18 protein-coding genes are annotated in these 26906 nt (G+C 42.0%); 12 read left to right on the forward strand and 6 right to left on the reverse strand.

The annotated features are described in order from the left end of the window. The first annotated feature begins 747 nt into the window (after positions 1-747). Positions 748-2217: a DASS family sodium-coupled anion symporter gene (locus Q7J63_RS10115; protein WP_304885847.1), complete on the forward strand. Its 1470-nt coding sequence runs from the start codon at positions 748-750 to the stop codon at positions 2215-2217. 261 nt (positions 2218-2478) lie between these two features. On the opposite strand, the gene Q7J63_RS10120 is transcribed toward Q7J63_RS10115, so the two are convergent. After that, positions 2479-2997, reverse strand: coding sequence for a hypothetical protein (locus Q7J63_RS10120; RefSeq protein WP_304885849.1), 519 nt, complete (start codon positions 2995-2997; stop codon positions 2479-2481). A gap of 133 nt (positions 2998-3130) precedes the next feature. Here Q7J63_RS10120 and Q7J63_RS10125 point away from each other — a divergent pair, with 133 nt between their 5' ends. The 3 genes from Q7J63_RS10125 (at position 3131) to Q7J63_RS10135 (ending at position 9166) form a co-directional block, all read left to right on the forward strand. Next, a complete protein-coding gene (locus Q7J63_RS10125; RefSeq protein ID WP_304885851.1) occupies positions 3131-4723 on the forward strand; it encodes an ATP-dependent DNA ligase in 1593 nt (530 codons plus the stop codon). Next, positions 4713-7163, forward strand: a complete 2451-nt coding sequence (locus tag Q7J63_RS10130) for a ligase-associated DNA damage response DEXH box helicase (protein ID WP_304885852.1) — start codon at positions 4713-4715, stop codon at positions 7161-7163. The genes Q7J63_RS10125 and Q7J63_RS10130 overlap by 11 nt, the downstream gene beginning before the upstream one ends. A 119-nt stretch (positions 7164-7282) precedes the next feature. Next, complete coding sequence (locus Q7J63_RS10135; RefSeq protein ID WP_304885854.1) at positions 7283-9166, forward strand: ATP-binding protein; 1884 nt, start codon at positions 7283-7285, stop codon at positions 9164-9166. On the opposite strand, the gene Q7J63_RS10140 is transcribed toward Q7J63_RS10135, so the two are convergent. The 5 genes from Q7J63_RS10140 to Q7J63_RS10160 form a co-directional block, all read right to left on the reverse strand. After that, entirely contained in the window at positions 9163-10614 is a 1452-nt protein-coding gene (locus tag Q7J63_RS10140; RefSeq protein WP_304885856.1) for a TrkH family potassium uptake protein, read from the reverse strand. The two genes, Q7J63_RS10135 and Q7J63_RS10140, sit on opposite strands and share 4 nt — an antisense overlap. Positions 10615-10617: 3 nt before the next feature. Next, a complete protein-coding gene (trkA, locus tag Q7J63_RS10145) occupies positions 10618-11961 on the reverse strand; it encodes a Trk system potassium transporter TrkA (protein ID WP_019600319.1) in 1344 nt (447 codons plus the stop codon). 116 nt (positions 11962-12077) lie between these two features. Continuing rightward, positions 12078-12737 (reverse strand): tetratricopeptide repeat protein, encoded by a 660-nt coding sequence (locus tag Q7J63_RS10150; protein ID WP_304885858.1) that lies wholly within the window; start codon positions 12735-12737, stop codon positions 12078-12080. A 47-nt stretch (positions 12738-12784) separates the two neighbouring features. Beyond that, positions 12785-14035 (reverse strand): DNA recombination protein RmuC, encoded by a 1251-nt coding sequence (locus Q7J63_RS10155; RefSeq protein ID WP_304885860.1) that lies wholly within the window; start codon positions 14033-14035, stop codon positions 12785-12787. Then, positions 14025-15035: an alpha/beta fold hydrolase gene (locus Q7J63_RS10160; RefSeq protein ID WP_304885862.1), complete on the reverse strand. Its 1011-nt coding sequence runs from the start codon at positions 15033-15035 to the stop codon at positions 14025-14027. The genes Q7J63_RS10155 and Q7J63_RS10160 overlap by 11 nt, the downstream gene beginning before the upstream one ends. A 261-nt stretch (positions 15036-15296) precedes the next feature. Here Q7J63_RS10160 and Q7J63_RS10165 point away from each other — a divergent pair, with 261 nt between their 5' ends. The 8 genes from Q7J63_RS10165 (at position 15297) to Q7J63_RS10200 (ending at position 26599) form a co-directional block, all read left to right on the forward strand. Next, a complete protein-coding gene (locus Q7J63_RS10165) occupies positions 15297-16394 on the forward strand; it encodes a DUF2891 domain-containing protein (RefSeq protein ID WP_304885864.1) in 1098 nt (365 codons plus the stop codon). Continuing rightward, positions 16391-17614, forward strand: coding sequence for an Nramp family divalent metal transporter (locus Q7J63_RS10170; RefSeq protein ID WP_304885866.1), 1224 nt, complete (start codon positions 16391-16393; stop codon positions 17612-17614). The genes Q7J63_RS10165 and Q7J63_RS10170 overlap by 4 nt, the downstream gene beginning before the upstream one ends. 189 nt (positions 17615-17803) lie before the next feature. Continuing rightward, positions 17804-18040 (forward strand): hypothetical protein, encoded by a 237-nt coding sequence (locus Q7J63_RS10175; protein WP_304885867.1) that lies wholly within the window; start codon positions 17804-17806, stop codon positions 18038-18040. Then, the gene (locus Q7J63_RS10180; RefSeq protein ID WP_370691887.1) at positions 18006-19466 is read left to right on the forward strand and encodes a sensor histidine kinase; all 1461 of its coding nucleotides are present in this window, start codon (positions 18006-18008) and stop codon (positions 19464-19466) included. The genes Q7J63_RS10175 and Q7J63_RS10180 overlap by 35 nt, the downstream gene beginning before the upstream one ends. A gap of 1 nt (position 19467) precedes the next feature. Beyond that, complete coding sequence (locus tag Q7J63_RS10185) at positions 19468-20142, forward strand: LytTR family DNA-binding domain-containing protein (protein WP_304885869.1); 675 nt, start codon at positions 19468-19470, stop codon at positions 20140-20142. 98 nt (positions 20143-20240) lie between these two features. Next, complete coding sequence (locus tag Q7J63_RS10190) at positions 20241-21860, forward strand: glycoside hydrolase family 99-like domain-containing protein (RefSeq protein WP_236613229.1); 1620 nt, start codon at positions 20241-20243, stop codon at positions 21858-21860. Positions 21861-21934: 74 nt separating this feature from the next. Then, on the forward strand, positions 21935-25189 hold the full coding sequence (locus Q7J63_RS10195) for a S41 family peptidase (protein WP_304885871.1): 3255 nt from the start codon (positions 21935-21937) through the stop codon (positions 25187-25189). A gap of 21 nt (positions 25190-25210) precedes the next feature. Next, positions 25211-26599: a glycoside hydrolase family 30 beta sandwich domain-containing protein gene (locus tag Q7J63_RS10200; RefSeq protein ID WP_304885873.1), complete on the forward strand. Its 1389-nt coding sequence runs from the start codon at positions 25211-25213 to the stop codon at positions 26597-26599. Positions 26600-26906: the final 307 nt, after the last annotated feature.

Genomic DNA, 26906 nt, shown 5'->3' on the forward strand with positions numbered 1-26906 from the left:
AGAAAGATATCAGCCTGGGAATTTAGACCAATACCAAAAAGAAATGAAAGAGCGAATGATTGCATCAATTAAAAAAAAGATGAAATCACTGAATATGTCAGCCGATGAATTAAATACTGCCCTATCATAAGTTAGATGGAAATAGGCATTGGGATTTCCTATTGGGGTTGGAACTGTAAGAAAATCAGACTAATTGGAGAATAAGTTGTAGTGCCGATATGGTGAACTTAAAAATAGCAAACAACTGATTGATTGCTAAGTAAATATGGAGTGGAATTGAATGGATAATGAAATGGAGGAAAGACATATTGCTTAGGTGGTTAACTCGATCAATTTGGGCCTAGGAGACAATAAGAAGAAATTCAAGCCAGATCCAGATTCAGGTCAGTTGTTAAATTCAAAATATGCGTTGTGTTAGCTGATGGGATTTAAACTAGATAACCAATAGGGTGAAGGCAAAAAAAGCAAACAACTGAATATTCATTAATCAACTTCAGGTCAGATTGAAATTGGTATCTCAAATCACTTGTATAACCTTTAAAGTTGCCGTTATTAATCAATTGGTATACGGCGGGATTTTTTTGGATCTGAATGCAACCAACATGTACGGTTATCGCAGGCAGCGCTCTTTAAAAGTTATATAATTTACATTATGTTAAATATAGTGATTCATATATGCTGCATTCCTCTCCATCCGTTTGAAATTCATGATTTTTTAAGTATCCTTATGCTCAATTTAAAAATGAAATGTCCCAAATAAAATCCGCACAGGTTGGCCTCTACCTAGGTCCTCTATTCTTCTTGTTCATCCTACTTTTTCTTTCTCCCAAAGGCATGTCTCCTGAGTCTTTGTCTATGCTGGCTGTGACGGCTTGGGTAGCCACCTGGTGGATTACTGAGGCCATACCCATCGCAGCGACGGCATTGTTGCCCTTGATTTTGTTGCCGCTCTTGGGAGCGCTGAATATTTCCGACACCGCCTCATCTTATGCGCATCCCATGGTTTTGCTCTACATGGGTGGATTTATGATTGCGGTCACCATTGAAAAATGGAATTTGCACAAAAGGATTTCTTTAACCATTATTGCTTTTATAGGAACAAATATCCAAAGGATCATCCTGGGATTTATGGTTGCCACAGCTTTCCTATCCATGTGGATTTCGAATACTGCCACAGTATTGATGATGCTCCCTATAGCTGTTGCCGTGGTGAGCCAGCTTTCCAATGGTTTGAAAGAAACTGGTGCAATCAACCCATCAAGGATTGGTAAAGCATTGATGTTGGGCATTGCTTACAGCGCTTCCATAGGTGGAATGGCCACATTGATTGGAACGCCAACAAACATTATCTTGGCCAGTGTAGTCAAACAATTGTATGCCTATGAAATTTCCTTTTCCCAATGGATGCTGTTTGGTTTGCCTATCTCAATTCTGTTATTGGGAATTTGTTGGTTCTATTTGGTCAATTTGGCCTATCCCTTTCCGAAAAATTTCTCGATTTCTGGTGGAAAAGAAGAAATCGAAAATCAAATCAAACAACTTGGTCCGATATCTACAGAAGAAAGAAGAGTTTTGTGGGTTTTCGGTTTGGTGAGTTTTTCGTGGATAGCGAGATCCTTGATTTTACAGGATTTACTACCTGACCTTGATGATACCATTATCGCGATCACGGGAGTGATTCTCCTTTTTGTCCTCCCCGCTTCTGATGGTAAAACTAAATTATTAGATTGGAAGACCGCAGAAAAGATCCCTTGGGGTATTTTATTGCTTTTTGGTGGTGGATTGTCTTTGGCTGAGGGATTCAAGGAAACCGGACTTGCCTCCTGGATTGGAAATCAATTCGTTTTCCTTGATTTTATAGCTTTTTGGCTTTTTCTTTTGATCATCATTGCAGCAGTTAATTTCTTGACAGAAATCACCTCAAATGTAGCCACGGCTTCCATGCTTTTGCCGATTTTGGCTGCCGTGGCTTATTCCATGGGTGTACATCCATTTGGACTTTTGGTCGCTGCAACCATGGCTGCGAGTTGTGCTTTTATGCTTCCGGTGGCGACTCCCCCAAATGCGGTAGTGTTTGGATCAGGTTATTTGACCATTCCGGATATGGTAAAAGCAGGCTTTTGGATGAATTTGATTTCAATTGCCATCATCACAATATTTTCGTACTTCATCTTGCCTATTTTATGGAACTTGGATTTGGGAAACTATCCTTTTTAAAAATAGAACCCCGAAATATGCATTGGTCTTCCTAATAGGGTTGCAACCGAAAGAAATTCAATGCTTTATGGATTAAGGAAAATTACCGATATGGTGAAGTCAAAAAAAGTGTACAACTAACTGATTATTAAAAAATTTTAGATTGGAATAAAATTGGTAATGCATGAAACAGGTGAAAAGGATATGCAATTGAAGTTGCCAATTTTAAATCCCCCTACCCCATTCCAGAAGATGATAAAGCTTACCTGATCTATCGTCAGTCTAATTACCCAAATACGGTGAGCAAACGGTGATCATTTCCCTATTGAATGCATCCAGGCTATTGTCATTGTTGCCAACGTTGCCGACACTTAGGATGACTCCATATTCAGGTCCACTATCAGCAAGATGAACTTTAATATGTCCATCAAAATTCTTGAAATCACTGAAGGTCAAATTCCTTCCGTCAGATAAAGGACCCAGAACGGTTTCACTTTTCAAATCCTTGATGTTCACGGGATTCAAAAGATGGGCTATGGGTGCATCGGGACTGTCAAACCCGCCAAAATGGAGATGAGTAGGAAAAAAATACTCTCCAGCATCTTTTTTACCGGACAATACAATGGACAACTCGAGCGATCCATTCGCCAATTCCCTAACATTTACTTTCCCTTGGTAATCAAATTCAGAACCTTGGTAAAGCGCATATTCAAGTTCATTGCTGGTGTATTTTTGTTCCTCTTCTGGTTGACAGGAAACCAGTACAACTGCCATCAATAAATAAAAAGCCAACTTTTTCATTTCTTCTGTGTTTTGAATTAATAACGACCGAATCGAGGATTTGGTTAATTTCACACCTCAATTTATTCAATTTAATGAAGATTCAATGTGATTTTCATCACTTAAAATAAATGACTTGATTTAAACAAAGCCAATGAAGCATTTTGCACTTCTTTTTTCCAGTTTGGATCAGAGCAACAAAACCAGTGATAAGCTGGCTGCTTTGGGGGATTATTTTGCACATGCGGTGGATCAAGATCGTTTATGGGCCATTGCACTCTTCACCAATAAACGTCCTAAAAGGCAGATCAATACCCGATTGATGCGGGAATGGTGCTGTGAATGGGCGGAAATTCCCATGTGGCTGTTTGAGGAATCCTATCATTCCGTTGGTGATTTGGCCGAAACACTATCCTTGCTTTTGCCTATTTCCGTGGAGATTCGAGAAGAATCTCTCTCCTATTGGATTCAATATTTGGTTGGACTGGAAGGATTGGATGAGATTGAAAAAAAAGAAAAAATCATTTATGCCTGGAAATCCCTGGGCAAAGATGGCCGCTTTATTTTCAACAAAATCATCACTGGAGGTTTTCGGGTAGGAATCAGCCAAAATCTGGTCACCCAAGCAGTGGCAAATACCTTTGCGATGGAGAAAACAGAAGTTGCCCATAGAATTATGGGCGATTGGCATCCCAACTCGGTGAGTTTCCAGGATTTGATTTTAGCCAAAAATTTTTCCGATGACCTTTCCAGACCTTATCCGTTTTATTTGGCCTATTCGGTTGACAAGGAATTGGAGGACCTTGGATCCATTCAAGACTGGCAGATAGAATGGAAATGGGATGGGATCCGCGGCCAGATTATCAAGAGGAATTGGGAAGTTTTTGTTTGGTCAAGAGGGGAAGAATTGATTTCAGAGAAATTCCCAGAATTGATGGAAATGGCAAAGAAATTACCCAACGGAACTGTACTGGATGGAGAAATCCTTGCCTTCCAAAATGGGCAACCCCTACCCTTTTCCAAATTGCAAACCAGGATAGGGAGAAAGAATCTCAGCAAGAAAATATTGAAGGAAGCACCTGTAAGTTTTATCACCTATGATATTTTGGAAAGCCAGGGGAAAGATATCCGAGGATTCTCCATGGGAGAAAGAAGAGCAATTTTGGAGAAAATCGTTTTTGAAACAAAGGAGGAAAATCTACTGATTTCGGTAGAGGTGAAAGCCTTGGACTGGCATGAATTGCGTGAACTTCACCTAGAGGCCAGAAAAATGTTTGCTGAAGGTTTTATGCTGAAAAATATCCAATCGACTTACGGGGTTGGGAGAAAAAGAGGGGATTGGTGGAAATGGAAAACAGAACCCTTGACCATAGATGGTGTGGTCATTTATGCCCAGAAAGGACATGGCAGAAGGTCAAATCTTTATTCTGATTACACATTCGGGGTTTGGGATGGGGATAGATTGATCCCATTTGCCAAAGCCTACTCGGGATTGACCGATTTGGAAATACAGGAAGTAGACAAATATATCAAGCAAAACACGCTGGAACGCTTTGGTCCTGTGCGGACGGTAAAACCTGGGCTAGTCTTCGAAATCGCTTTTGAGGGAATTCAGGAAAGTCCCAGGCACAAATCCGGGATAGCACTTCGTTTTCCTCGCATTCAACGTTGGAGACAGGACAAACCTGTGTCGGAAGCAAACACTTTATCAGATCTAAAATCGTTGCTTTCCGAATATGGTGGATAAAGATTTGCGAATTGGCAAGGATTATTTTAAAAGTAAAGGATATCAGCCTTTTGCTTTTCAAACAGAGACATGGGAAGCTTACCTTTTGGGTAAATCCGGGTTACTGAACGCACCTACAGGAAGCGGGAAGACATTTGCACTCTGGATTCCGATCTTATTGGAATATATCCGAGACAATCCCGATGATTGGCAAAAGCCCAAAAAAAATGGTCTCCAGATCATTTGGGTCACCCCTCTACGGGCATTGGCACAGGACATTCAGAAAGCCATGCAGGAAGTTTGCCTTGAAATCGGTTTGCCATGGAAAGTTTCGGTAAGAAACGGTGACACGGATGCCAAACAGAAACTTTCCCAAAAAAGGAACCCGCCTGAATGTTTGGTGACTACTCCTGAGACCTTGCATATCCTACTTTCCCAAAAAGAAAACCAAAAGCTATTCGAAAACCTCAAATGTATCGTGGTGGACGAGTGGCACGAATTGATGGGAAACAAAAGAGGTGTTCAGGTTCAGTTGGCGGTCCAATACATCAAAGCAAGCAGTCCGCTTCCCCTAAAGCTGTGGGGAATATCGGCTACCATCGGAAACTTGGAGCAAGCATGCGAAATCCTCGTTGGGAAAAATGCCCCGAGTGAAATCATCCGTGCCAAGATCAAGAAGAACATTACCATGCATACGGTCTATCCTGACGAGCTGGAAAAATATCCATGGTCCGGCCATTTGGGTATCAAGCTTTTGGATAAAATCATACCAATCATCGAAAGCCGATCCTCCCTACTGCTCTTCACCAATACCCGTGCGCAAACTGAAATCTGGTACCAAAAGATCCTGGAAAAAAGACCGGATTGGGCGGGATGGGTAGCCATGCACCATGGGTCTCTGGATCCTGCTGTAAGAGCATGGGTTGAAAATGCCCTGCATGATGGGCGGTTGAAAGTCGTTGTCTGCACTTCAAGTTTGGATTTGGGTGTGGATTTTAGGCCTGTGGATGCGGTCATTCAGATCGGGAGTCCAAAAGGAGTAGCAAGATTTGTCCAGAGAGCCGGCCGTTCGGGACATAGGCCTGGGGTGCCAAGTGAAATCTATTTTGTACCTACCAACTCATTGGAATTGATGGAGGCTGCCGGGCTCAGAATTGCGATCCAACAGGAGGAAATGGAAAATATCCATTGCCCCGAAAACACATATGATGTATTGATTCAGTTCCTGATTACTTTGGCTGTCGGTGAGGGATTTATTTTTGACCAAATCCTGGAAGTCATCCGGAATACCCATTCCTTCCAAAACATCAGCAAGGAAAACTTTGATTGGGTCATAGCATTCGTGACACATGGGGGTGAATCCTTAAGCGGATATGATGAATTCTCCAAAGTAGAAATAGAGGAAAATGGACTTTATAAAGTCAATAATAAAAAAACAGCCATGCGTCACCGGCTCTCCATGGGGACGATTGTGAGTGATCCGATGCTGAAGGTTAGGTTCAAGACTGGAGGCTATCTGGGAATGGTTGAGGAGAATTTTGTTTCAAAACTTAAATCTGGAGACCGGTTTTTCTTTGCAGGGAGAAATTTGGAATTCATCAAAATCAAAGAAATGAGTGCATTGGTACAACTTTCAAAGAAAAAAACGGTGAACGTACCCAGGTTTATGGGAGGTAGAATCTCGCTGACTTCCAAATTGGCTTTTAAAATCCGGGAAATTTTGGAAGCTGCCTCCCAGAATGATTTTTTGACCGAAGAAGCAGAATATATCGCTCCACTTTTGAAATTACAGGAGCGATTGTCTATGGTGCCTGATCGGCGCACCTTTTTGATAGAAAAGAACATTTCCAAGGAAGGATTCCATCTGTTTTTCTATCCTTTTGAAGGACGAGTTGTCCATGAAATTTTGGGCGCACTGGTGGCATATAGAATAAGCGTGAGTTATCCGATCAGTTTCAGCATAGCGATGAATGACTATGGCTTTGAACTGCTATCCGACATTGACATTCCGATCGAAGAAATTTTGGAACAAGATCTGTTTTCGGAAAAAAACCTCACCGAAGATATCCTGACCTGCATCAACGAAAGCGAAATGGCCAAAAGGAAATTCAGAGACATTGCCACCATTTCGGGATTGGTCTTTCAGGGATTTCCTGGCAAACCATTGAAATTTAAGCATCTTCAATCCACGTCGGGAATTCTTTATGGTGTGTTCCAAGAATATGATTCCACAAATTTGTTACTCGAACAGGCCCATCGGGAAGTTTTGGACCTTCAGATGGAGAAAGACAAAATTTTGGAGGCGATCCGGAAGATTAACCGTCAGGAGATAAAAGTTAGGTTTCCGGGGCAGTTTACCCCATTTTCATTTCCCATCATGGTTGATCGATTAAGGGCCACACTTTCTTCGGAAACACTCGAGGACAGGATTGTGAAAATGAAAGCTCATTTACTTGAATGAATTAATTGTGATTTGCTTTGATTTCGAGCAACTAAAACCTAGTTTCGATCGATTTATGATCCCTGTAAGCTTATCCCTTGAAAATGTGCCCAAAATTCTTTTTAAAAAAGCAATTGCTAATGCTCATGCAATTGTGCCTAATTGTTTTTTTTCTTGGAACCAAGGTCAATACTGCAAATGGTTCGATATTGATTGCTGGCATTTTGGTACAGGAATCAAGCGATACTACTGTAAGTATAGAGAACTTGCAGTACTTCAGTGAGCGGGCTTGGAAAAACCATTATTCAGACTCTGCGCAGGTCTATTATGAGGAAGTAATCGATATGGCCAAGAAGCTTGGCGATAAAAATATCGAGGCCCAAAATCTAAACCGTCTGGGAATTTTTTATCGCAATTTGGATCTTCAAGAGGAAGCCTTGAAATATTATGACGAGGCACTTAAAACCAGCAGGAGTATTCAAAACAAAAAAGAGGAAGGTTTTGCATTGAACAACATTGCACAGATTTATCACTATCAAAACCTTCATGAGGAATCGATTGATTTTTATACAGAGGCACAGACAATTTTTCAAGAAATTAATTTCATGGAAGGACTTGGCTATACCTATACGGGTTTGAGCGCGGCATATAGCGAAATCAAAAACTACCTACTTGCCATTGAGCTCATCAACAAGGCAATCCAAATCCGAATGGATTTGGATCATGAGAGACAAGTGACCATCTCTAAACTTAACCGAGGGGATATTTATTATCAACTTGGGAATTTGGAAGCAGCGGAAGCCGATATTAGGACTTTCTTGGATTATGCCTTGGTTCATGATCAAAGAGGTGCTGTATCCACTTATGGTAAACTTGGAGAAGTCTATTTTAAGGGCAATCAAGATGAAAAAGCCATTGAAATGGCGCAAAAAGCGATTGAGTTAAATGTGTCCCATCCCAATTCAACAGGCATGGTCACCGTATATGGATTGCTTTACCAAATTTTCCTCAAAAAAAATCAACCAGAAAAAGCTATGCAATATTTGGAGCTTTTGTCTGAAGCAAAAAATGCCATCGATGAGGAAAAAACAAAAAATTATCTTTCTGCCTTGATGATCCAAAAGCAAAAGGATGAAATTGAGGCACTCAATCGGGAGAATTTATTGAAGGATAAAAATGACAATTTCAAATTGTGGATATCCTACATTCTGACGATACTGGTCGTGGTCCTTTTTGCAGCATTTTTTGTCTACTATAGATCTTTTCAAAAGGAAAAAGACAATCTAAATAAGTTATTGGAACAAAAAATCAGGATTCAGAAGCAAGCTGAAGAACTTGACAAATTGAATTTAGTGAAAGACAAGATTTTTTCCATCCTTGCCCATGACCTAAGAGGTCCACTGCATTCCCTTCAGGGAATGATTGAATTGATGAACCAGAATGACCTGACACAAGATGAATTTAAATCCTTCTTGCCCCTGCTTTCTCAAAATCTAGGAAACAACACCATCCTGCTGGAAAATCTCCTAACATGGTCCAAAAGTCAGATGAAGGGAATGGAAGCAAATTTCAAAACTTTTAATTTGTTTTTGGTTATCGAAAACAACTTCTCTTTCTTCCAAAAATCAAACTATTTCAAAGGCCAAAAGCTATTCAACAAGGTCCCTGATCCGCTAATGGTGAAAGCTGACAAAGCCATGTTGGAAGTCGTATTGAGGAATTTGATCTCCAATGCCTTAAAATTCACATCCAAGGATGATGAAATCAAGATCAGTTGTCTTTTAAGATCAGATGGAACCTACACGATCAGTGTTGAAGATTCGGGCGTTGGAATAAAAGAAGAAAATTTAAACAAGCTCTTTGGGAAAGAATTTATCTCCACATCGGGTACCCATCAGGAATCGGGTACTGGAATAGGCCTTTTGCTTTCCAAGGAATTGATTGAAAAAAACCGCGGGATAATCTGGGCGGAAAGTAAACTCGGCCTTGGATCAACCTTTAAATTTACGATTTCCAAATCCTAATTTGTCCTCCAGAAATAAGGGGTGAATAGAATCAGAATTGTGTAAAGTTCAAGTCTTCCCAGGAGCATGATGAAGGATAGAAATACTTTTGCGGTGGGGGAAAAGAAAGAAAAATTATCGACGGGTCCCACTTTTCCGATTCCAGGCCCCACATTTCCCAAACAAGTGGCTACAGCGCCAAAAGATGTAAGGATATCATATCCCATTATCGTGAGCACGATAGAACCCATCACAAAGATCATGAGATAAATCAAGAGGAAATTCATAATGTGTGTGATGATTTTCCCTGTTACCCGATCTCCATTTATTTTTAGTGGAACTACCGCTCTTGGATGAACGATCCTTTTGAATTCCAGCCAACTATTTTTGAAAAAGGCCAAATGCCTAACAAATTTAATTCCGCCAGCAGTAGAACCGGCAGATCCACCCATAAACAAAAGCATGAAAAAAATCAATGTGATTCCAATATGGTACCTGGTATAATCTGCAGACACAAAGCCGGTGGTGGTAATCAAAGAAACAACCTGGAAAAGGGTATCCCTGAATGCTTTTTCGTATTCCAAACCACTGAAAAAGTAGATGGGTATAGACAAACCAATTCCCAAAAGAATGATGGTGGTCGCATAAGCTTTAAATTCATCAGACCGAAATACCCTGTCAAATTTCCCGGTAAGACTGAAATAGATGACCGTAAAGTTAGTACCTGCCAAAAACATAAATAAAATTGCGGTATACTGGATAAATGGGCCATCATAATACGCCATACTGGCATTTTTGGTTGAAAAACCACCCGTGGCCATGGTGGTTAAGGCATGGTTCACCGCATCATAAAAATCCATCCCTCCAAGAAAATACAAAAGCCCTGCGGCAAAGGTCAATCCAACATAGATATACCAGAGACGTTTTGCTGTTTCCCGGATTCTCGGATGCAATTTGTCGGAGGTTGGCCCCGGGGATTCTGCCACAAATAGTTCAATTCCACCAATTCCCAAAAGGGGAAAAATAGCGACGGTCAAAACGATGATACCCAAACCACCTATCCACTGCGTCATGCTTCTCCAAAATAAAATACCTTTAGGAATTACTTCAATATCCGTTAGAATGGAAGCTCCCGTAGTCGTCAATCCCGATACCGTTTCAAAGAGGGCGTCTGCAACATTTGGAATGGTACCGCTGATCAAATAAGGCAGCATCCCAAAAATGGACATCAAGAACCAACTGACTGAGACGATCATGTATCCTTCCCGCTTTCGGATATTTTGATCTTGCTTGGAAAAGGAGAAAAATAAAATCGCCCCTATCAGTCCAGAGACAATGGCGGCAGTTATCAGAGAGATTTCATCCCCGCTTTCATAGTACAATGAAAATCCAACACCAGGCAGCATAAGAAGCCCAAGAAGCATCAACAATGCACCCATAATCTTTCCAATGGCCTTGAAATGAATCATCTTTTAATGGAAAAGTTTTTCTAGTGGGATTTTGGCCTCAGGCAAGGCCATAACGATCGCCTTGTCATTGATTTGAAGGATAAAATCTCCATCGGGGATAAACACATCATCGTTCCTGATGACTCCTGCGACGATGGCAGTTTCCGGAAAATGAAGGTCTTTCAAAGCTTTTTTGGTTACACGATTGTTTTTTGTCACCACAAACTGAATGAATTCAGCATCTACACCATATATCCCGGAGACTGCTTCCACATTTCCTTTTCTCAGGAACCTGGTGATCTGATTCGCCGCAACTAGCTTTTTATTAATCAATGAATCCACACCGATACTATGTGAAATATGGATGTATTCCCGGGTATCCACATGGGCAATCGTCTTGTAAACGCCGTGGTTTTTGGCACTCAAACTCGTAATAATATTCGTTTCTGATGATTCTGTCAAGGAAATAAAAGCATCCATTTGCTCCAGGCCTTCTTCAATCAAAAGTTCAACATTTTTATAGTCTCCATTGATAACCAATGTTTTATCCAGTCTTTCAGAAAGCCATTTACACCTTTCTTTATCCCTATGGATGAGTGTTACCCTGTATTCTGCTTCCAACTTCAGTGAGGTTGCAAAGGCCATGTCGTCACCTCCTATGATCATGACATTCTTGATGTCTACTCTTTTTTGATCCAGGATGGCGATGATGGATTCTACATTTTTTTTATTGGAAATAAAGAAGACATGGTCGTTGTTTCTAATGATCGTATTTCCTTTTGGGATGATGGTCAATTGGTCCCTAACGATGGCAATGATTCTGATATCTTCAAAAAGTAAATTGCTCGTTTCGGAGATTTTTTTGTTCACCAAGGAACTGTATTGATCGAGTGTAATCCCTACTACATTCAGTTTTCCCTGTTCGAATTCAAAAACATCTGAAAAGGAGGAATTCTTGATCATTCTATAGATTTCCGCACTGCCGAGCATCGTCGGGGAAATGATATTGTCAATCCCGATGTTTTTGAAATATTTATCGTTTTCCGGACTCAAGTAATCATGGGTTCTTACCCTTGCCAAAACCCGGTTGGCGCCAAGCTGTTTGGCAAGTGAGGCCGTTACGATATTGGTTTTTTCGGAAGTGGTCACGGCCATGACCATGTGGGCATCTTTGACATTTGCACTTTTGAGGACTTCCAAAGAAGTGGAATCACCCAATATTGTCAACACGTCCAAATGCGCAGATACATTGTCCAATACATCTTTATCGGTGTCGATAAGGATGATGTCTTTGTTGTCATAGCTAAGGTGTTCGGCAAGATGGTAACCCATATCTCCCGCACCTGCTATTACGATCTTCATGCCCATGGATGTGAAATTTTAGAGGTAAATCCGGCCAGCAAATTTAACTACTTTAATGGGCTTTTAGAGATAAAAAGTCATTATGTTTTGTTTCAATCCAAAAAACACACTTGAAAATAATTTTACTTGCAAAAAGACTTCAAATATTTTTCACTGGCAGGATTTCCGAATTGAATGGCTTTGTTCCAGTCATCACATGCTGCAGCTCTTTTGTCTGTTTTGTAGTAACAAAATCCTCTGTTGGTGTAGATATCAGGATTGTCTGGACTGAGTTTTAGAGAATACGTGTAGTCGGGAATGGCTTTCGCATGTTGATTGGTTTTCAACAAACAATTTGCTCTATTGAAATAATAAGCCCAGACGATAGGAAAGTCCTCACCGTTGATTTTGCTAAAAGCAATGGCCTCAGAATACGCCTTGATCGCCTCAGGATACCGATTTTCAGCCTGAAAAACATTCCCGAGATAATAAGCCAATTCATCATCTTCTTCAAAGATTGACAAACTTTCCTTTAGGATTCTTATCAAATTGCCTGTTTTGGAAGGGATATTCCTGGTGGCACTGTAATAATTCACATAAGCTGCATGAAAAAATGGATCCTTCTCCATGACTGTTTCCAATAATTCTGAAGCTTTTTGATAATTTCGATCGGAAATCATTCCTCTTGCAGTCTGTGTGATGACTACAGAATTGTTCCGTATATTTTCATCAACATCATAAATCTTTTGGGCAAAAAGAGGATTTGCTAAAAACAAAAATGCAATGATCTGAATGTACTTCATAACTTGTTTTTTTTCAAACATACTCAACCAATATTCAAGGACCATCATTATTCCAAAAACTTTTTACCCTCCTCTTCCGGCAATTCTTCCACCTCTTTTAACTTCCTCTGGATCACCCGGGTTCTGGTACCGACCAAATTGTCCAGGTCTGTATGTGCTTCGTGGATTTTTTTCTGTGCCCTGCTGATCAGGTCCCCAAACTTGGAGAACTCTGTTTTTACGGCACCCAAAACCTTCCAAACTTCGCTGCTTCTCTGTTGGATGGCCAGTGTCTTGAAACCCATCTGAAGGCTGTTCAGAATCGCGGCCAAAGTGGTGGGGCCGGTCATGATGATCTTATAATCCCGCTGTAAAATCTGTGCCAAATCCCCGTCTCGAAGAACTTCTGCATACAAACTCTCCATGGGAAGGAACAAAACCGCAAAATCTGTGGTGTAAGGGGGATTGATGTATTTTTGGCTGATCTCTTGTGCGGATTTTTTTATGGCTTTGAAAAGATCGGCGCGAGCGGCATCGATCACGATTTTGTCACCCAAATCATACGCATCCAACAAACGGTAATAGGTCTCCTGCGGAAATTTGGCATCCATTGGTAGAAAGACAGGGCCATCTTGGCCATTTCCAGGCATCTTGATGACAAATTCCACCCTTTCGGAATTGCCTTTTTTCACTTGGACATTGTACTCAAACTGGTCGGGAGCAAGGATATTTTCCAAAATACTCTGCAACTGGTATTCACCCAATACTCCCCTGCTTTTCACGTTGCTGAGTACTCTTTTCAAATCCCCAACTCCAACGGCAAGGTTCTGCATCTCTCCTAAACCTTTTTGTACCGCCAACAATTGTTTGCTGACCAATTCAAAGGATTGACCCAATCGGACGTCAAGCGTCTTTTGAAGCTTCTCATCGACGGTTTCCCTCATTTTCTCGAGTCGTTCTTCGGTGGACTGAAGCATTCGCTCCTGTTTCAGGATCAAATCCTGGAATTTCTCTCTTTGGAGATCATTGAATTCCTTGACATTTTCTTTAAAAAGTCTTCCAAAATCCCGTAAAACCTCGGTTTGGTCCTTGGTATTTCCGCGGAGTGTTTCGAAGACCAATCCAAATTGTGCCATCAATCCATTGGTGATTTCAGCCCTGTTTGCTTGCATTTGCTGGGCGGTATCCTGACGAAGTTGGGAGAGTTCTCTTTGCAAAAGATCCGGATCGGCCACATTGCTTCTTGATTTTAGGGTAAAATAAACCAATAGGGCGGATTGGAGAAGCAGGATGGAGACAAGGAAAACATCAAGGGACATAACTGAGATATTTAGGAGCGGAAAAATAGTCCATATCCAGTTGAATGCCTAAGAATGACAAATATTCCCTGACAGTCTCCGTCGGAATTTCCTCCATAGGGACGTGACCAGCTTGTTCGAACACCTTCAATTTTGCGCCCGGAATATCAGCCGCCAATTGCTTTCCCCTTTCCAAAGGGATCCATCGATCTTCCTTTCCCCACATGATCAATACCGGCATCTTCAGTCTTTCAAAATCGATCTCATAAGATTTCCTTGTCGTCAGGCGATCGATGGTGGCCTGCCTATTTCCTTCCCTTCTGATCAATTCATAATATCTGGTCACTGATTCTTCCTTGATTTTGGCTTGGTCAAAGAAAACCTGCTCCATATTCATTCTGAAAATGAATTTCGGTGTGCATTTCAAGAGCAGATTTGAAAAAATGGGATTTTGTGCCAGTTTAGTGATAGAACTGATCAGATTACCCGAAGGTTTTTGGCTTCCTGAATTCCGTTGCTTCGCCTGAAAGGAAGCGTCAATCAAATTCAAGCTCAATATCCGTTCAGGATGATCCGAAGCCATTTTCAAGGCGACTCCCCCTCCCATCGAATTTCCCGCCACATGAAATTCATCCAAATCAAGTTGGTCGGCTATGCCAAATACAAGAGCGGAATAATCAGAAATGCCATAGCCTTTTCCGGGGTCCGGTCCGGTCAATCCATGTCCGGGAAGATCCATCGAAATAGTCATAAAATAAGGACTCAATTCTTTTTCCCAAGCCTCCCATGTATGCAAAGAAGAAAAGCTTCCATGAATCAAAAAAATCGGTTCCCCCTCCCCTTTTATTTTGACATGCACATTCAACCCATTTACTTTCAGGAAGAATGAATTTTGATCGGCATATTTCTCCACCAAGATTTCTGGAGAAATATCTTTTCGGTAAGATCCGATCAAGGTAAGGATGACCAAAAGAGTTAGAATCAGGAAAATCCCGAATATAATTTTGAGAATTTTTTTCATGGAGGACAATCAGATGAAACAAGTATAATCAATAATTCTGATTGTTAAAAAGAGGATTTCAGGTATATTCAAGCCATGTTATGCATTACCAATTCCATTTCAACCGGAAATTGCTTAATTGGCACACCATTATTTACGGTTTTTGATTCTCAATATCGGTTATATGCCTTATTCTATCAATAGTTTGACTTTTTTTGCATTTTCAACCTCTGATAGGAAACCTATTGCATATTTCGATTTCAAAGCCTCAAGTTACTTGTTATGATCAAAACACTCCTCCTTTCTCTCCTTTTGGGCAGCATTGCCCTATCCGATTTGCCCACAGAAAAATCTCAAAAACTAGCTAACCTGGAACCCATCAGATTGACCTTGGCCGAGGCCAATCGTTTGGCTTTGCTCCCACTCCATTGCATGCAGGTGGAATACCCGAATAAACTCAATCAGACTTTGGAAAACGAAAGCTACCTAAAAGGCCCTATGGAGTTGCATCCGGCCTTTTACGGTTGTTTTGACTGGCATTCAAGCGTCCATGGGCACTGGATGTTGGTGACCCTCCTTCGACAATTCCCTGATTTGGACAATCGTGAAGAAATAAAGGAAAAGTTAAAGACCAACTTATCTGCCCTTAATATTGAAAAAGAAGTATTCTACTTCTCAGGGCCACAGAATGCAAGCTTTGAGCGGACCTATGGTTGGGCCTGGATCCTGAAACTTGCCGAGGAACTGCACCAATGGGAAGATCCTTTGGCGTGGGAACTGGAAGCAAATCTCCAACCGCTTACGGAGTTGATGGTGGAAAAATATTTGGAGTTTCTTCCCAAACTGATTTATCCCATTCGGGTTGGAGAACATTCCAACATTGCATTTGGGCTTTCCTTGGCTTATGATTATGCCCAAACAGTGGAACACCAAGCCTTAAAGGAACTCATCCGGAGGCGGGCCTTGGATTGGTTTGAAAATGACGAGAACTGTCCTTTGACATGGGAGCCCAGTGGTTTTGATTTCCTTTCCCCTTGTTTTCAGGAATTGGACATCATGCGGAAGGTTTTGGGTAAGGAGGAATTCAAAATTTGGGCAAATGGATTTTTGCCGCAATTGGCCAAAAATGATTTTTCTCTCGAGCCGGGTAGAGTGAGTGATAGAACCGATGGGAAATTGGTCCATTTGGATGGGCTGAACTTCAGCAGGGCTTGGGTGATTTACGGTTTGATCCATGCTTATCCCGAGGATTATGGACATTTGATGGCTGTTGCAAATGCTCATATTCAATACTCTCTTCCCTCTATTGTAGATGACAATTACGAAGGCACCCATTGGTTGGGGAGTTTTGCGGTTTATGCATTGTTGCAAGCCCCATGAGAGGCAATTGGAGGAATTATATAGGTCCGGGTCCACTGGTTGCAGCTGCTTTTATCGGGCCTGGGACTGTTACCGTTTGCACGCTTGCCGGTGTGAATTTTGGATTTGACCTGCTGTGGGCTTTGGCGCTCTCCATGGTTGCGACCGTAGTATTGCAGGAAATGGCTGCTCGGATTGGCTTGGTCACCCAGAAAGGCCTGACTGAAGTCATCGGTGAAACGCTGACCAAAGGCATCGTCCGCTATTTTTCACTGGGTTTGATCCTACTTGCCATTGTTCTTGGAAACGCCGCTTACGAAGCCGGTAATATCAGTGGTGGAGCGATGGGAATTGAAATCTTCATCAAAGCACCGGTATTGACCATTGGTCAAGCAAGTATAAACATGATCAATTTGTCCATTGGATTGATCGCTCTGGTTTTGCTGATGACTGGGAATTACAAGTTGATTGAAAAATATTTGATTGCTTTGGTCATCCTCATGAGCATCACTTTTTTGGTAACTGCCGTGATGGTCAGACCATCCATGTTGGCTATTTTTCAGGGATTCGTGCCTGGAGTTGACAGCGGTAACATCCTGACGATAGTCGCCTTGATTGGCACCACGGTGGTTCCATACAACCTGTTTCTTCATTCCTCATTGGTTTCAAAAAAGTGGAAATCAGGAGAGGATCTGAAATTTGTTCGGGTGGACACCATTGTTGCGGTGGTCTTGGGAGGCCTGGTATCTATGGCCATTGTCATCACCGGTGCAAGTGGAAATGCAGATGCAATCAACAATGCCGTAGATTTGGCCCTTGGCTTGGAGCCCTTGTTGGGTGCTGCTGCTAAATATTTTATCGGATTTGGATTGTTTGCCGCTGGTATCACCTCTGCGATAACCGCCCCATTGGCAGGTGCTTTTGTGGTGGCGGGTTGTTTTGGTTGGTCTACGGATATAAAGAATTGGACCATGCGGGTGAGTATTTTGGCCATTTTGGGACTGGGGTTGGTTTTTTCCTCTTTTGGAATAAAACCCGTCCAATTGATCACCTTCGCCCAGCTAGCCAACGGGATATTGCTGCCACTCCTCAGTGCCTATATTTTATGGGTGATCAATAAAGCCTCCGTGATGGGGAAATACAGAAATTCTTTGGGCTTCAATGTCCTGGGTTTGGCGATCTGGGTGATTACTTTGGTTTTGGGAATCCGCAGCATCATGCGGGTATTGGAGGGTATTTGAGAGGACTATCAATTCGAAGGGATTTCCGTCTGATCATTTGGAAAAGCACGAACCCATAATTGCCGGTTGCATTTCAAGGAGGGATTTTATTCCATGTCCTTTGAGGAGCATAACGATTTTCCATCCCCTTGTTTGGAGACCTCATCACATATTTTTGCTTGAAAATGGGGCTTCCACTATTCTTGCATAATGATTTCAGGGAAAAAATTGGCGCCGAGAAAAAACCATTGGAAGGTTTATCTTCTGATCCTATCGGGATTGCTCTACAATCTTCATTTGGCATTTCAAATGCATCCCAATCCAGATGTGAAAAAGCCTGGAATGGAAAGCCCTCCGATTTTCCCTGAGTCATCCTCCTATTTTGGGATCTATCCCGATTCCCTCCAAAAAAATGAAACACTTACCCAACGCATTCAAAAACTTTAAGACTTCCAACATGAAAGAAAAAGCTTTACCCTTCAAACAAATAGAATGGTGGATACTGACATTGTTATTTTTGGCCATCGTTTTGGTCAATGTCCTCGATGCAGGAATTTTTTACAGAGATGCCACTGACAGGGAATTGGAGTCCTACTTTGCGAAAGTATTTATCCCATTGACGCTTTTTCTTTCCTTTTATCTTTTCCATATCCGATTGCTCCCCAAATTCTTTTTAGAAAGAAAAAAATGGAAATTGATCCTCTATGCAATTTTAATATTGATAGGCTCTTGGGTTATCATCGGGACATTTTCGGTAGTGGCCGGAATGACAAGGGATTTTATGATCCCATTCTATTTCAATACCATCGCCATATATGTAGGTTACCTGGTGTTTGTCTATATACTGAATCAAGTAATCTATCCCCCAAAACTTAAAGATTATCAGGTTTACAATGCCTTCCGATTGGTTGCCCTATATTTGTTTGTTTTGCTCTTTTTATTCCAATCACATTCCATCATTCATTCGGCCATTTTGGGGGCTTATGGTTTGGTAATGCCTGTGCTGATCCTTTTGGTGTTGTTCAATTTCTTTCTGGTATATGGAAATCGAAAGGCGAAAAAAAATAGACTGGCATGGACGTATTATTATTCCTTGATTGCTTTTGTTGTCGTCCTATTTATTTTCCTCTCAATATTTAACCAAAAAGGAGAGTTTTTGATTGCTGGTCTATTCGTTATTTTCTTGATTATGGTCCTCATTTTTCCATTGTCAAATCTGTTTTTCAACAAGTATGACCACTACTTAAGTCAATTGACAACGCTTACCTATAAGGTTGACCAGAGTTCAGCCAATCTCAGTTTTCTCCGCTCCCAAATCAATCCCCATTTCCTGTTCAACGCCCTGAATACGCTTTATGGCACTGCGCTTCAGGAAAATGCAGAAAGAACGTCTGAAGGCATCCAGAAACTCGGCGACATGATGCGCTTTATGCTCCACGAAAATAATCAGGATAAAATCCCTTTGGAACGGGAAAAAGAATACTTGGTCAATTATGTAGACCTTCAAATGCTCCGCATCAAGGACCAGGAAAACATTGAAATCCTATTCAACCGGAGTCAAGAAGCTTGTGCAGGTGAAATTGCACCGATGTTGTTGATTCCATTTGTGGAAAATGCATTCAAGCACGGCATCAGCTTCCAGAGCAAATCCTGGGTGAAAATCAGCTTGAGATGTTTGGCGGGATCTGTACATCTGGATGTAAACAACAGCATACACCGATCCAATGCTGAGGACCCCGAAAGAAAAGCTTCTGGCATTGGACTCGAAAACGTCAGACAAAGACTTGAACTTCTTTATCCAGGCAAACATGAATTGGTCATTCGGGAAAATGAGGTTGAATATTTTGTACATTTATCCATTCAATTGACCTAAAATGCTGACAGCAATAGCCATTGACGATGAACCCATGGCTTTGGAAGTGGTGAAATCACATGCTTCTAAAGTGCCATTTTTGGAACTCAAATCTGTTTTTACCGATGCCATCAAGGCCTTGGATTATCTCAGAGAAAATCCCGTAAACCTGATTTTTTTGGATATCAAAATGCCGGATATCTCAGGAATGGAATTGGCTACCCTGATCCCAAAGGAAACGATGGTAATCTTCACCACGGCCTATTCCGAACATGCCGTCAAAAGCTTTGAACTGGATGCCATAGATTACTTGCTGAAACCATTCAACCTCAGCCGATTCTTGAAATCCTGTCAAAAGGCCCAGGAATGGTACGATCTCAAAAACGGACCATCGCATGGATTTCTATTTGTCAAAACCGGATATGAACAAATCAAGGTCAATTTTGAGGATCTTTTGTTTTGCGAAGCAACCGGAAACTATGTCACCTTCCACCTACCCAATCAGAAAATACTCAGCAGAATGACTCTGGGTGAGGTGGAAAGCCTTCTCCCAACCGGTTTTCTAAAAACCCAAAGGTCTTTTGTCGTGAATACCTTATTGATCCAAAAAATAGAACGCCACCAAGTGACCATTTCGGGAAAGACTGTCCCGGTCAGCAATACCTATTATGATGCGCTTTTGGAGAAATTAAATTGAGAAGGTTTTTTGCAAAAAAAATCCATTCACTCAGTAAAGAATTGAAGAAAAGCATGCTTTTTTTTATGGAAATGGTAATTTTATAAAAATTGACCTCCGTGAAAAACAACCTTTCAAAACTTTTGTGCAATCTCGCCCTCCTCATGCTACTTGGAATATTTTCCTGCAGCGAAAAATCCAAGCTTATCCAAAAACAGGACTCCAACTCCCCGCAACTGGAAACCAGCGATAAATCTACACAGGCGAGGCTAGAAAATAGCCGTACTTCCGAAATCGATTTGAGGAAATCCGAAGATAAGGAAGGGAATTTGGTAGGGGTCTATTTTATGCCTTCCTGGAATACCTCTCCAGATCCCAACAAGGATATAGACAGTTTTTGGTCCTGTATTACGGGTAGGGAAGATTGCTCTCATTTAAAAAACCCTGCGATATGGGGACCAAAAGGTAGAATTTACAACAATCGCTATCCTTATGAAGGACCTTTTTTGGACAGAAAACCCCATACTTCTTTAAAAGGATTTTACAAAAGAACCGATCCCGAGGTTGCCAAAAAACAGTTGGAATACATGAAGAATTATGGGATTGATTTTTTTGCGTACAACTGGTTTTTTGGAAGGCATTATTTTCATCACCGCAATTTTGCGCCGCAAGCCAATATTTATTACCCTAAAGGTTGGGAAATTGATCCTGCGCGAGATGGTCGGGTTGCGGTACCTGGCTTGGAGGAATGGAATGATCAACTGACTATTTTGCTCCGGGAAAATGAGAAGCTACCCGCTTCAAAACAAATGAAATGGGCCATCAATTGGTGTGATGACAGCGATGAAAGATGGAGATTGTGGTTGGATGTTGGTTCACCCGCAAGTTTGGCTGCCAAAAGGAACTACGCAGGAGAAAAACCAGATAAAGCCCTTTACCTTCAGGTTCATGATAAAATCACGCAACTTTGGATAGATAAATATTTTGGAAGGACCGATTATCTCAAAGATGAAAATGGACGTCCTATCGTCTACATTTATTTCCCCCAAGACATGGAATCCAGAGCTGCTTTCTATGGAATCAGCATGCAGGAACTTTTGGATCGATCAAAAGCCAGGGCTATAAAAAATGGATGGCAAGGAATCAAATTCATTGCCGTAGCATCAGGTCCAATGTTGCCCATCGAAAAACAATATGGGTTGCCAACCAAATGGATCCCAAACAATCCAACACGACCTTGGGAAGGCGGAACCTATACAGACAAACTGCTTTTGCAGGATTATGTGCCAAGGCTCAAAGGAATGGGTTTTGAGGGAATGACTGGGTACGTCTATCATAATTACTACGAGCAAGACAATAAAAGTTATGCCGATATGAGGGCTACTTACCGCGGGCATTGGGACAAATGGAGTAAGTTTTATGCGCGGGATCCCGCTTTTGACTATCAAGTTCCGGTAGCCATGGGATGGGATATGCGACCCGTGGGTGGAACTTGGCCGCAGCCATCAGGCTTTCCAAGTGAACCAATCAAAGACAGGGTCCACAGTACCAAAGCCACTTTTAAGGCCAAAATTCAGGAAGCAAAGCGTTTATCCGATACATACAAAAATACCAATGGAAACACGATCATGGTTTGCTGTTGGAATGAATATTTGGAGGGAAATTACATCGAACCCACCGTTGGCCTTGGCTTTGATTATTTGGAGGCCATTCGGGAGGTTTTCTCAAAAAAGAAATAGGATTTCCTTCAACGGTTTTTTCGCATGCTTTCCTTTTCTTACTTTAGTTTACTTGTATAAACCCAATCAGACGCATGCGAAAATTAGTTTTTGGATTACTTTGTGTATTGTCCAGCCAATTGACCTTTGGTCAAGGAACCCGATTGCTCCGGGAGCCTGCCATCAGTAAGGAGTATATTGTTTTTGTATATGCCAATGATCTTTGGCGAACCAGTATCAGCGGTGGGGAATCCATTCGACTGACCAGCAATGAAGGAGCGGAAAATTCACCCAATTTTTCACCTGATGGAAAACATATCGCTTTTTCTGCTCAGTACGATGGGAATACCGACGTGTATGTGATCCCAACAGCAGGTGGAGAACCAAGGAGGTTGACTTGGCACCCCGGAGCTGATTTGGTGACAGGTTGGACCCCGGATGGCAAGCATATTCTTTTTAGTTCCAGTAGAGAAGGAGTGCCAACCAAAGAATCAAAGTTCTACAAAATTTCTTTGGAAGGAGGCATGGAAGAATCCCTTCCCATCCCAAGGGCGGTCAATGGCAGGATTTCTGCCGATGGCAAGCACATTGCCTATCAGCAGATCGCTTTTTGGGATGCCGAATGGAGAAACTATCGTGGAGGCCAAGCCAAACCCATTTGGATAGTGGACCTTACGGATTTTTCATTGAAAATGACGCCGCAATCAGACAATGAACGCCATACCCAACCCATTTGGCTTGGAAAAAGAATTTTTTTCCTTTCGGAAAGGGATTTTGCCAACAATGTATGGTCTTATGATCCTCAATCCGGGGACTTGAAACAAGAAACTTTTCATAGCAATTTCGATGTGAAAAATTTAGATGCAAATGAAACCCATGTGGTCTACGAACAAGGAGGATATCTCCATTTATTGAATCCCACCAGTGGTGAAACTAAACAATTGGAAATTACGGTTAAAGGTGATTTTCATTGGGCAAGAGAAAGATGGGAAACAGTCACTGGAAATCGCCTGACGAATCCATCGCTTTCTCCGACGGGACAAAGGGCACTTTTTGAATATAGAGGTGAAATCCTGACCGTTCCCAAAGAAAAAGGCGATGCCAGAAACATTACCCAAAGCTCGGGAATCGCTGACCGCGCACCGGTCTGGTCACCAGACGGGCAGCAAATTGCCTGGTTTTCGGATCTATCAGGAGAATACCAATTGATGATCGGTGACCAAGAAGGCTTGAATGCCCCTAAAGTCATCCAGTTACCCAGCAAGTCGTTTTACTTTAAACCCGATTGGTCTCCTGACGGAAAATTTATTTCCTACACGGATACAGATTACAACCTTTGGTTTGTCAACATAAATTCCGGAGTGGCCAAGATTGCAGACACCGAAAGATTTGCACATCCCAACAGATCCTTGAATCCTGTGTGGTCCCCCGATAGCAAATGGATCGCTTACGCCCGCCTGCTCGACAGCCAATTCAAAGCAATTTTTGTCTACAACATCGCGTCGGGAAAGAAAATCCAAGTGACAGACGGAATGGCGGATGCAATTTCCCCTGTTTGGGATATCAGCGGGGATTATCTCTTCTTTTTGGCCAGCACCAATTTCGGATTGAATACGGGATGGTTGGACATGAGTTCTTATGACCGACCCACAACGCGCAATCTCTATCTCAGCGTCTTGAGTAAAACCGGAAAATCTCCGCTTCTTCCCCAAAGTGACGAAGAAAAAGCAAAGCCAGCCGAGGCCAAAGAAAATGACAAGAAAGCAGAAAAAAAGGATGAAATAAAGCCTGTTGTCATTGATGAAGAAGGTTTGTGGAATAGGGTTGTTGCTGTGGACATTCCCGACAGAAATTATATGGAATTGATGGCGGGCCCCGAAAACCATGTTTTCTACACAGAAGCGATCCCGAACCAACAAGGTGTCACCTTGCACCGGTATAATTTCAAAGATCGGAAAACTGAGATTTACCTCTCAGGCATCAACACTGGCTCGGTTTCTCAGGATAGAAAATCATTGCTTTACCAAGCCAATGGGAATTGGGGAATTATCGAAACTACCGGTGGTCCGAAAAAAGTTGGAGATGGAACCTTGAAAGCCTTGTCCAATTTCAAGGTAAAAATCACTCCAAAAGAAGAGTGGGGACAGATTTACCGGGAAGGCTGGAGATACCAAAGGGATTTTCTTTACGTAGACAATGTACATGGTGCGCCATGGGATGAGATTTTTGATTGGTACAAGCCTTGGGTGGAGGATGTGAGACACCGCTCGGATTTGAATTACATCATCGATATCCTAGGCGGAGAAGTAGCAGTTGGGCACAGTTATACATCAGGCGGAGATTTCCCATCTGTCACCAGCACCCCGATCGGTTTGTTAGGAGCAGATTATGAAATCCACCAGGGAAAATACAGAATCAAGAAAATCTATAATGGAGAAAGCTGGAATCCAAACCTTCTTGCTCCCTTGTCCCAGCCAGGATTGGAGATCAAGGAAGGAGATTACCTTTTGGAAGTCAATGGCAAAGAAATCAAATCAACAGACAATATCTATCAGTACTTTGAAGGGATGGCCAACACCCAAATCAAAGTTAGGGTCAATACCAAACCGTTGACTGATGGATCCAGGGTTTTGACCGTCGTACCTGTAGCCAATGAAAACCAATTGAGAATGATGGATTGGGTAGAAGGAAACAGAAGAAAGGTTGGGGAAATGTCTGACAACAAGCTTGCTTATGTCTATATCCCAAACACGGGTCAACCTGGATACACTTATTTCAATCGGTATTATTTCTCCCAACAGGATAAAAAAGGAGCCGTAATCGATGAAAGAAACAATGGAGGTGGATCCGCCGCTGACTATATGGTGGACATCATGGCGAGGGAACTCCATGGTTATTTTAACAGCAAGGCAAACGATAGAAGACCCTTTACGACACCCATGGCCGGAATATGGGGGCCTAAAGTGATGCTGATCAATGAAAGAGCAGGTTCTGGTGGAGACCTTCTCCCCTACCTGTTCCATAAAATGAAAATCGGTCCACTGATTGGAACCCAAACATGGGGCGGATTAGTGGGCACTTGGGATACACCCGCATTCTTGGACGGCGGCCGAATGGTGGCACCAAGAGGAGGGTTCTTTGATATCAATGGAGAATGGGCAGTCGAAGGCATTGGGATATCACCAGATATCGCCGTCGAACAGACGCCAAAGGACGTAATCGAAGGCAGGGATCCGCAACTGGAACGTGCGGTGAAGGAAGCATTAAGATTGATGGAAACCGAAGGTGTTGAATTAAAACCTGAGCCTGAAGCACCAATCCGATATAAGAGACCCAACAAAAAGAATTAAACCAAGCAAGCCCAACCCTTGATGAAACTCAAAAAATTGAATTATTTGCCTCTTTTGCTCCTATTGGGATGTGAAGATCCAAAACCCCCACTTTCCTTTTGGTTGACAGATCCTGCCCAAAATATCCTCTTTGTGGAGCAGGACGACCCTTCGTTTTCGGAACAAATTGAGGCCCTTCCGACCATTCAAATCAATGAAGACATTGGTTATCAGGAAATGGATGGTTTTGGTTTTACGCTATCACAAGGCAGTGCGCTTCATCTTTTGGGGATGTCGAAGGAAGCAAGAAAGGCTATTTTGGAAGAACTCTTTGGAAGGGACGGGAAAAACATCGGCATCAGCTACCTCAGGCTTTCCATTGCTGCATCTGATCTCAATGAATATCCATTTTCCTATCATGATTTGGCGGAAGGAGAAACCGATCCGGAAATGAGTCGATTTGATTTGGGTCCCGACCGTGAAGATGTGCTTCCCATTTTGAAACAAATCATGTCGATCAATCCCGACATCAAACTGATGGGTTCCCCATGGTCGCCCCCTGCTTGGATGAAGGACAACAAGGATACCAGAGGGGGTAAACTACTTCCTGAAAACTATGATGCCTACGCTCTGTATTTCGTGAAATACATCGAGCAAATGGCTGAGGAAGGCTTTGTCATAGATGCCATCACGGTTCAAAACGAACCGCTCCATCCGGGAAACAATCCTAGTTTGCTCATGGAGGCAGAAGAGCAAAGGGAGTTTATCAAAAGCCATTTAGGGCCCGAATTTGAAAAGAACGGGATCAAAACAAAGATCATCGTCTATGACCACAATGCGGACAGACCAGATTATCCCATCACTATTTTGGACGATCCAGAGGCCAAAAAGTATGTGGACGGATCGGCCTTTCATCTTTATGGAGGATCGATCGAAGCCCTTTCCGAGGTCCACAAAGCCCATCCGGACAAAAATATTTATTTCACCGAACAATGGATCGGTTCCCCAGGGAATCTTCCTGAAGACTTGGTTTGGCATACCAAAAACCTGATCATCGGGGCTCCCAGGAACTGGGCAAGGACGGTGTTGGAATGGAACCTGACTTCGGCACCGGACTTGAAGCCTTTTACAGACAGAGGAGGCTGCAGTTTGTGTTTGGGTGCGATTACTATTGATGGCGATTCGGTTATCCGCAATCCGGCTTATTACATCATTGCCCATGCTTCTAAATTTGTTCTGCCTGGGTCATTGAGAATAGATTCCAACGAACCGGAAGGCTTGGCAAATGTGGCTTTCAGAAATACTGATGGTACATTAGTTTTGATCGTATTGAATACCTCTAAATCCGCAATGGATTTCCAAATCCAGCAAGGTGAAAAAATATCCAAAATCAATCTTGGAGCTGGTGCAGTTGGGACTCTTTATTGGTAATATACTCCAGCATAAAAAAAAAAGCCTTCCGGAAATATTTCCGGAAGGCTTTTTTTTTATCCATTCCAATTTTAATCTGTTTTATGCATTTCGAACTCAATTCAATGTTTTAATTTAATGATAATCAATTTGTTATTGACTATTTTTGATTTTATCCCATTGATTTCAGGAATTACTCTCCCAATTGTCTGATTTTCTTTCAGTTTCAAAACCATTTGGGAACATATTGCATATTTCAGGTTTAATCTATTTCCAATTCCCACAATTTTTAAGTAGAAAAAGGTATCAAGAGGGTTTTATTAAAATC

Origin of the sequence: Rhodonellum sp. (genome assembly GCF_030656585.1) — a bacterium.
Lineage (GTDB): Bacteria > Bacteroidota > Bacteroidia > Cytophagales > Cyclobacteriaceae > Rhodonellum > Rhodonellum psychrophilum.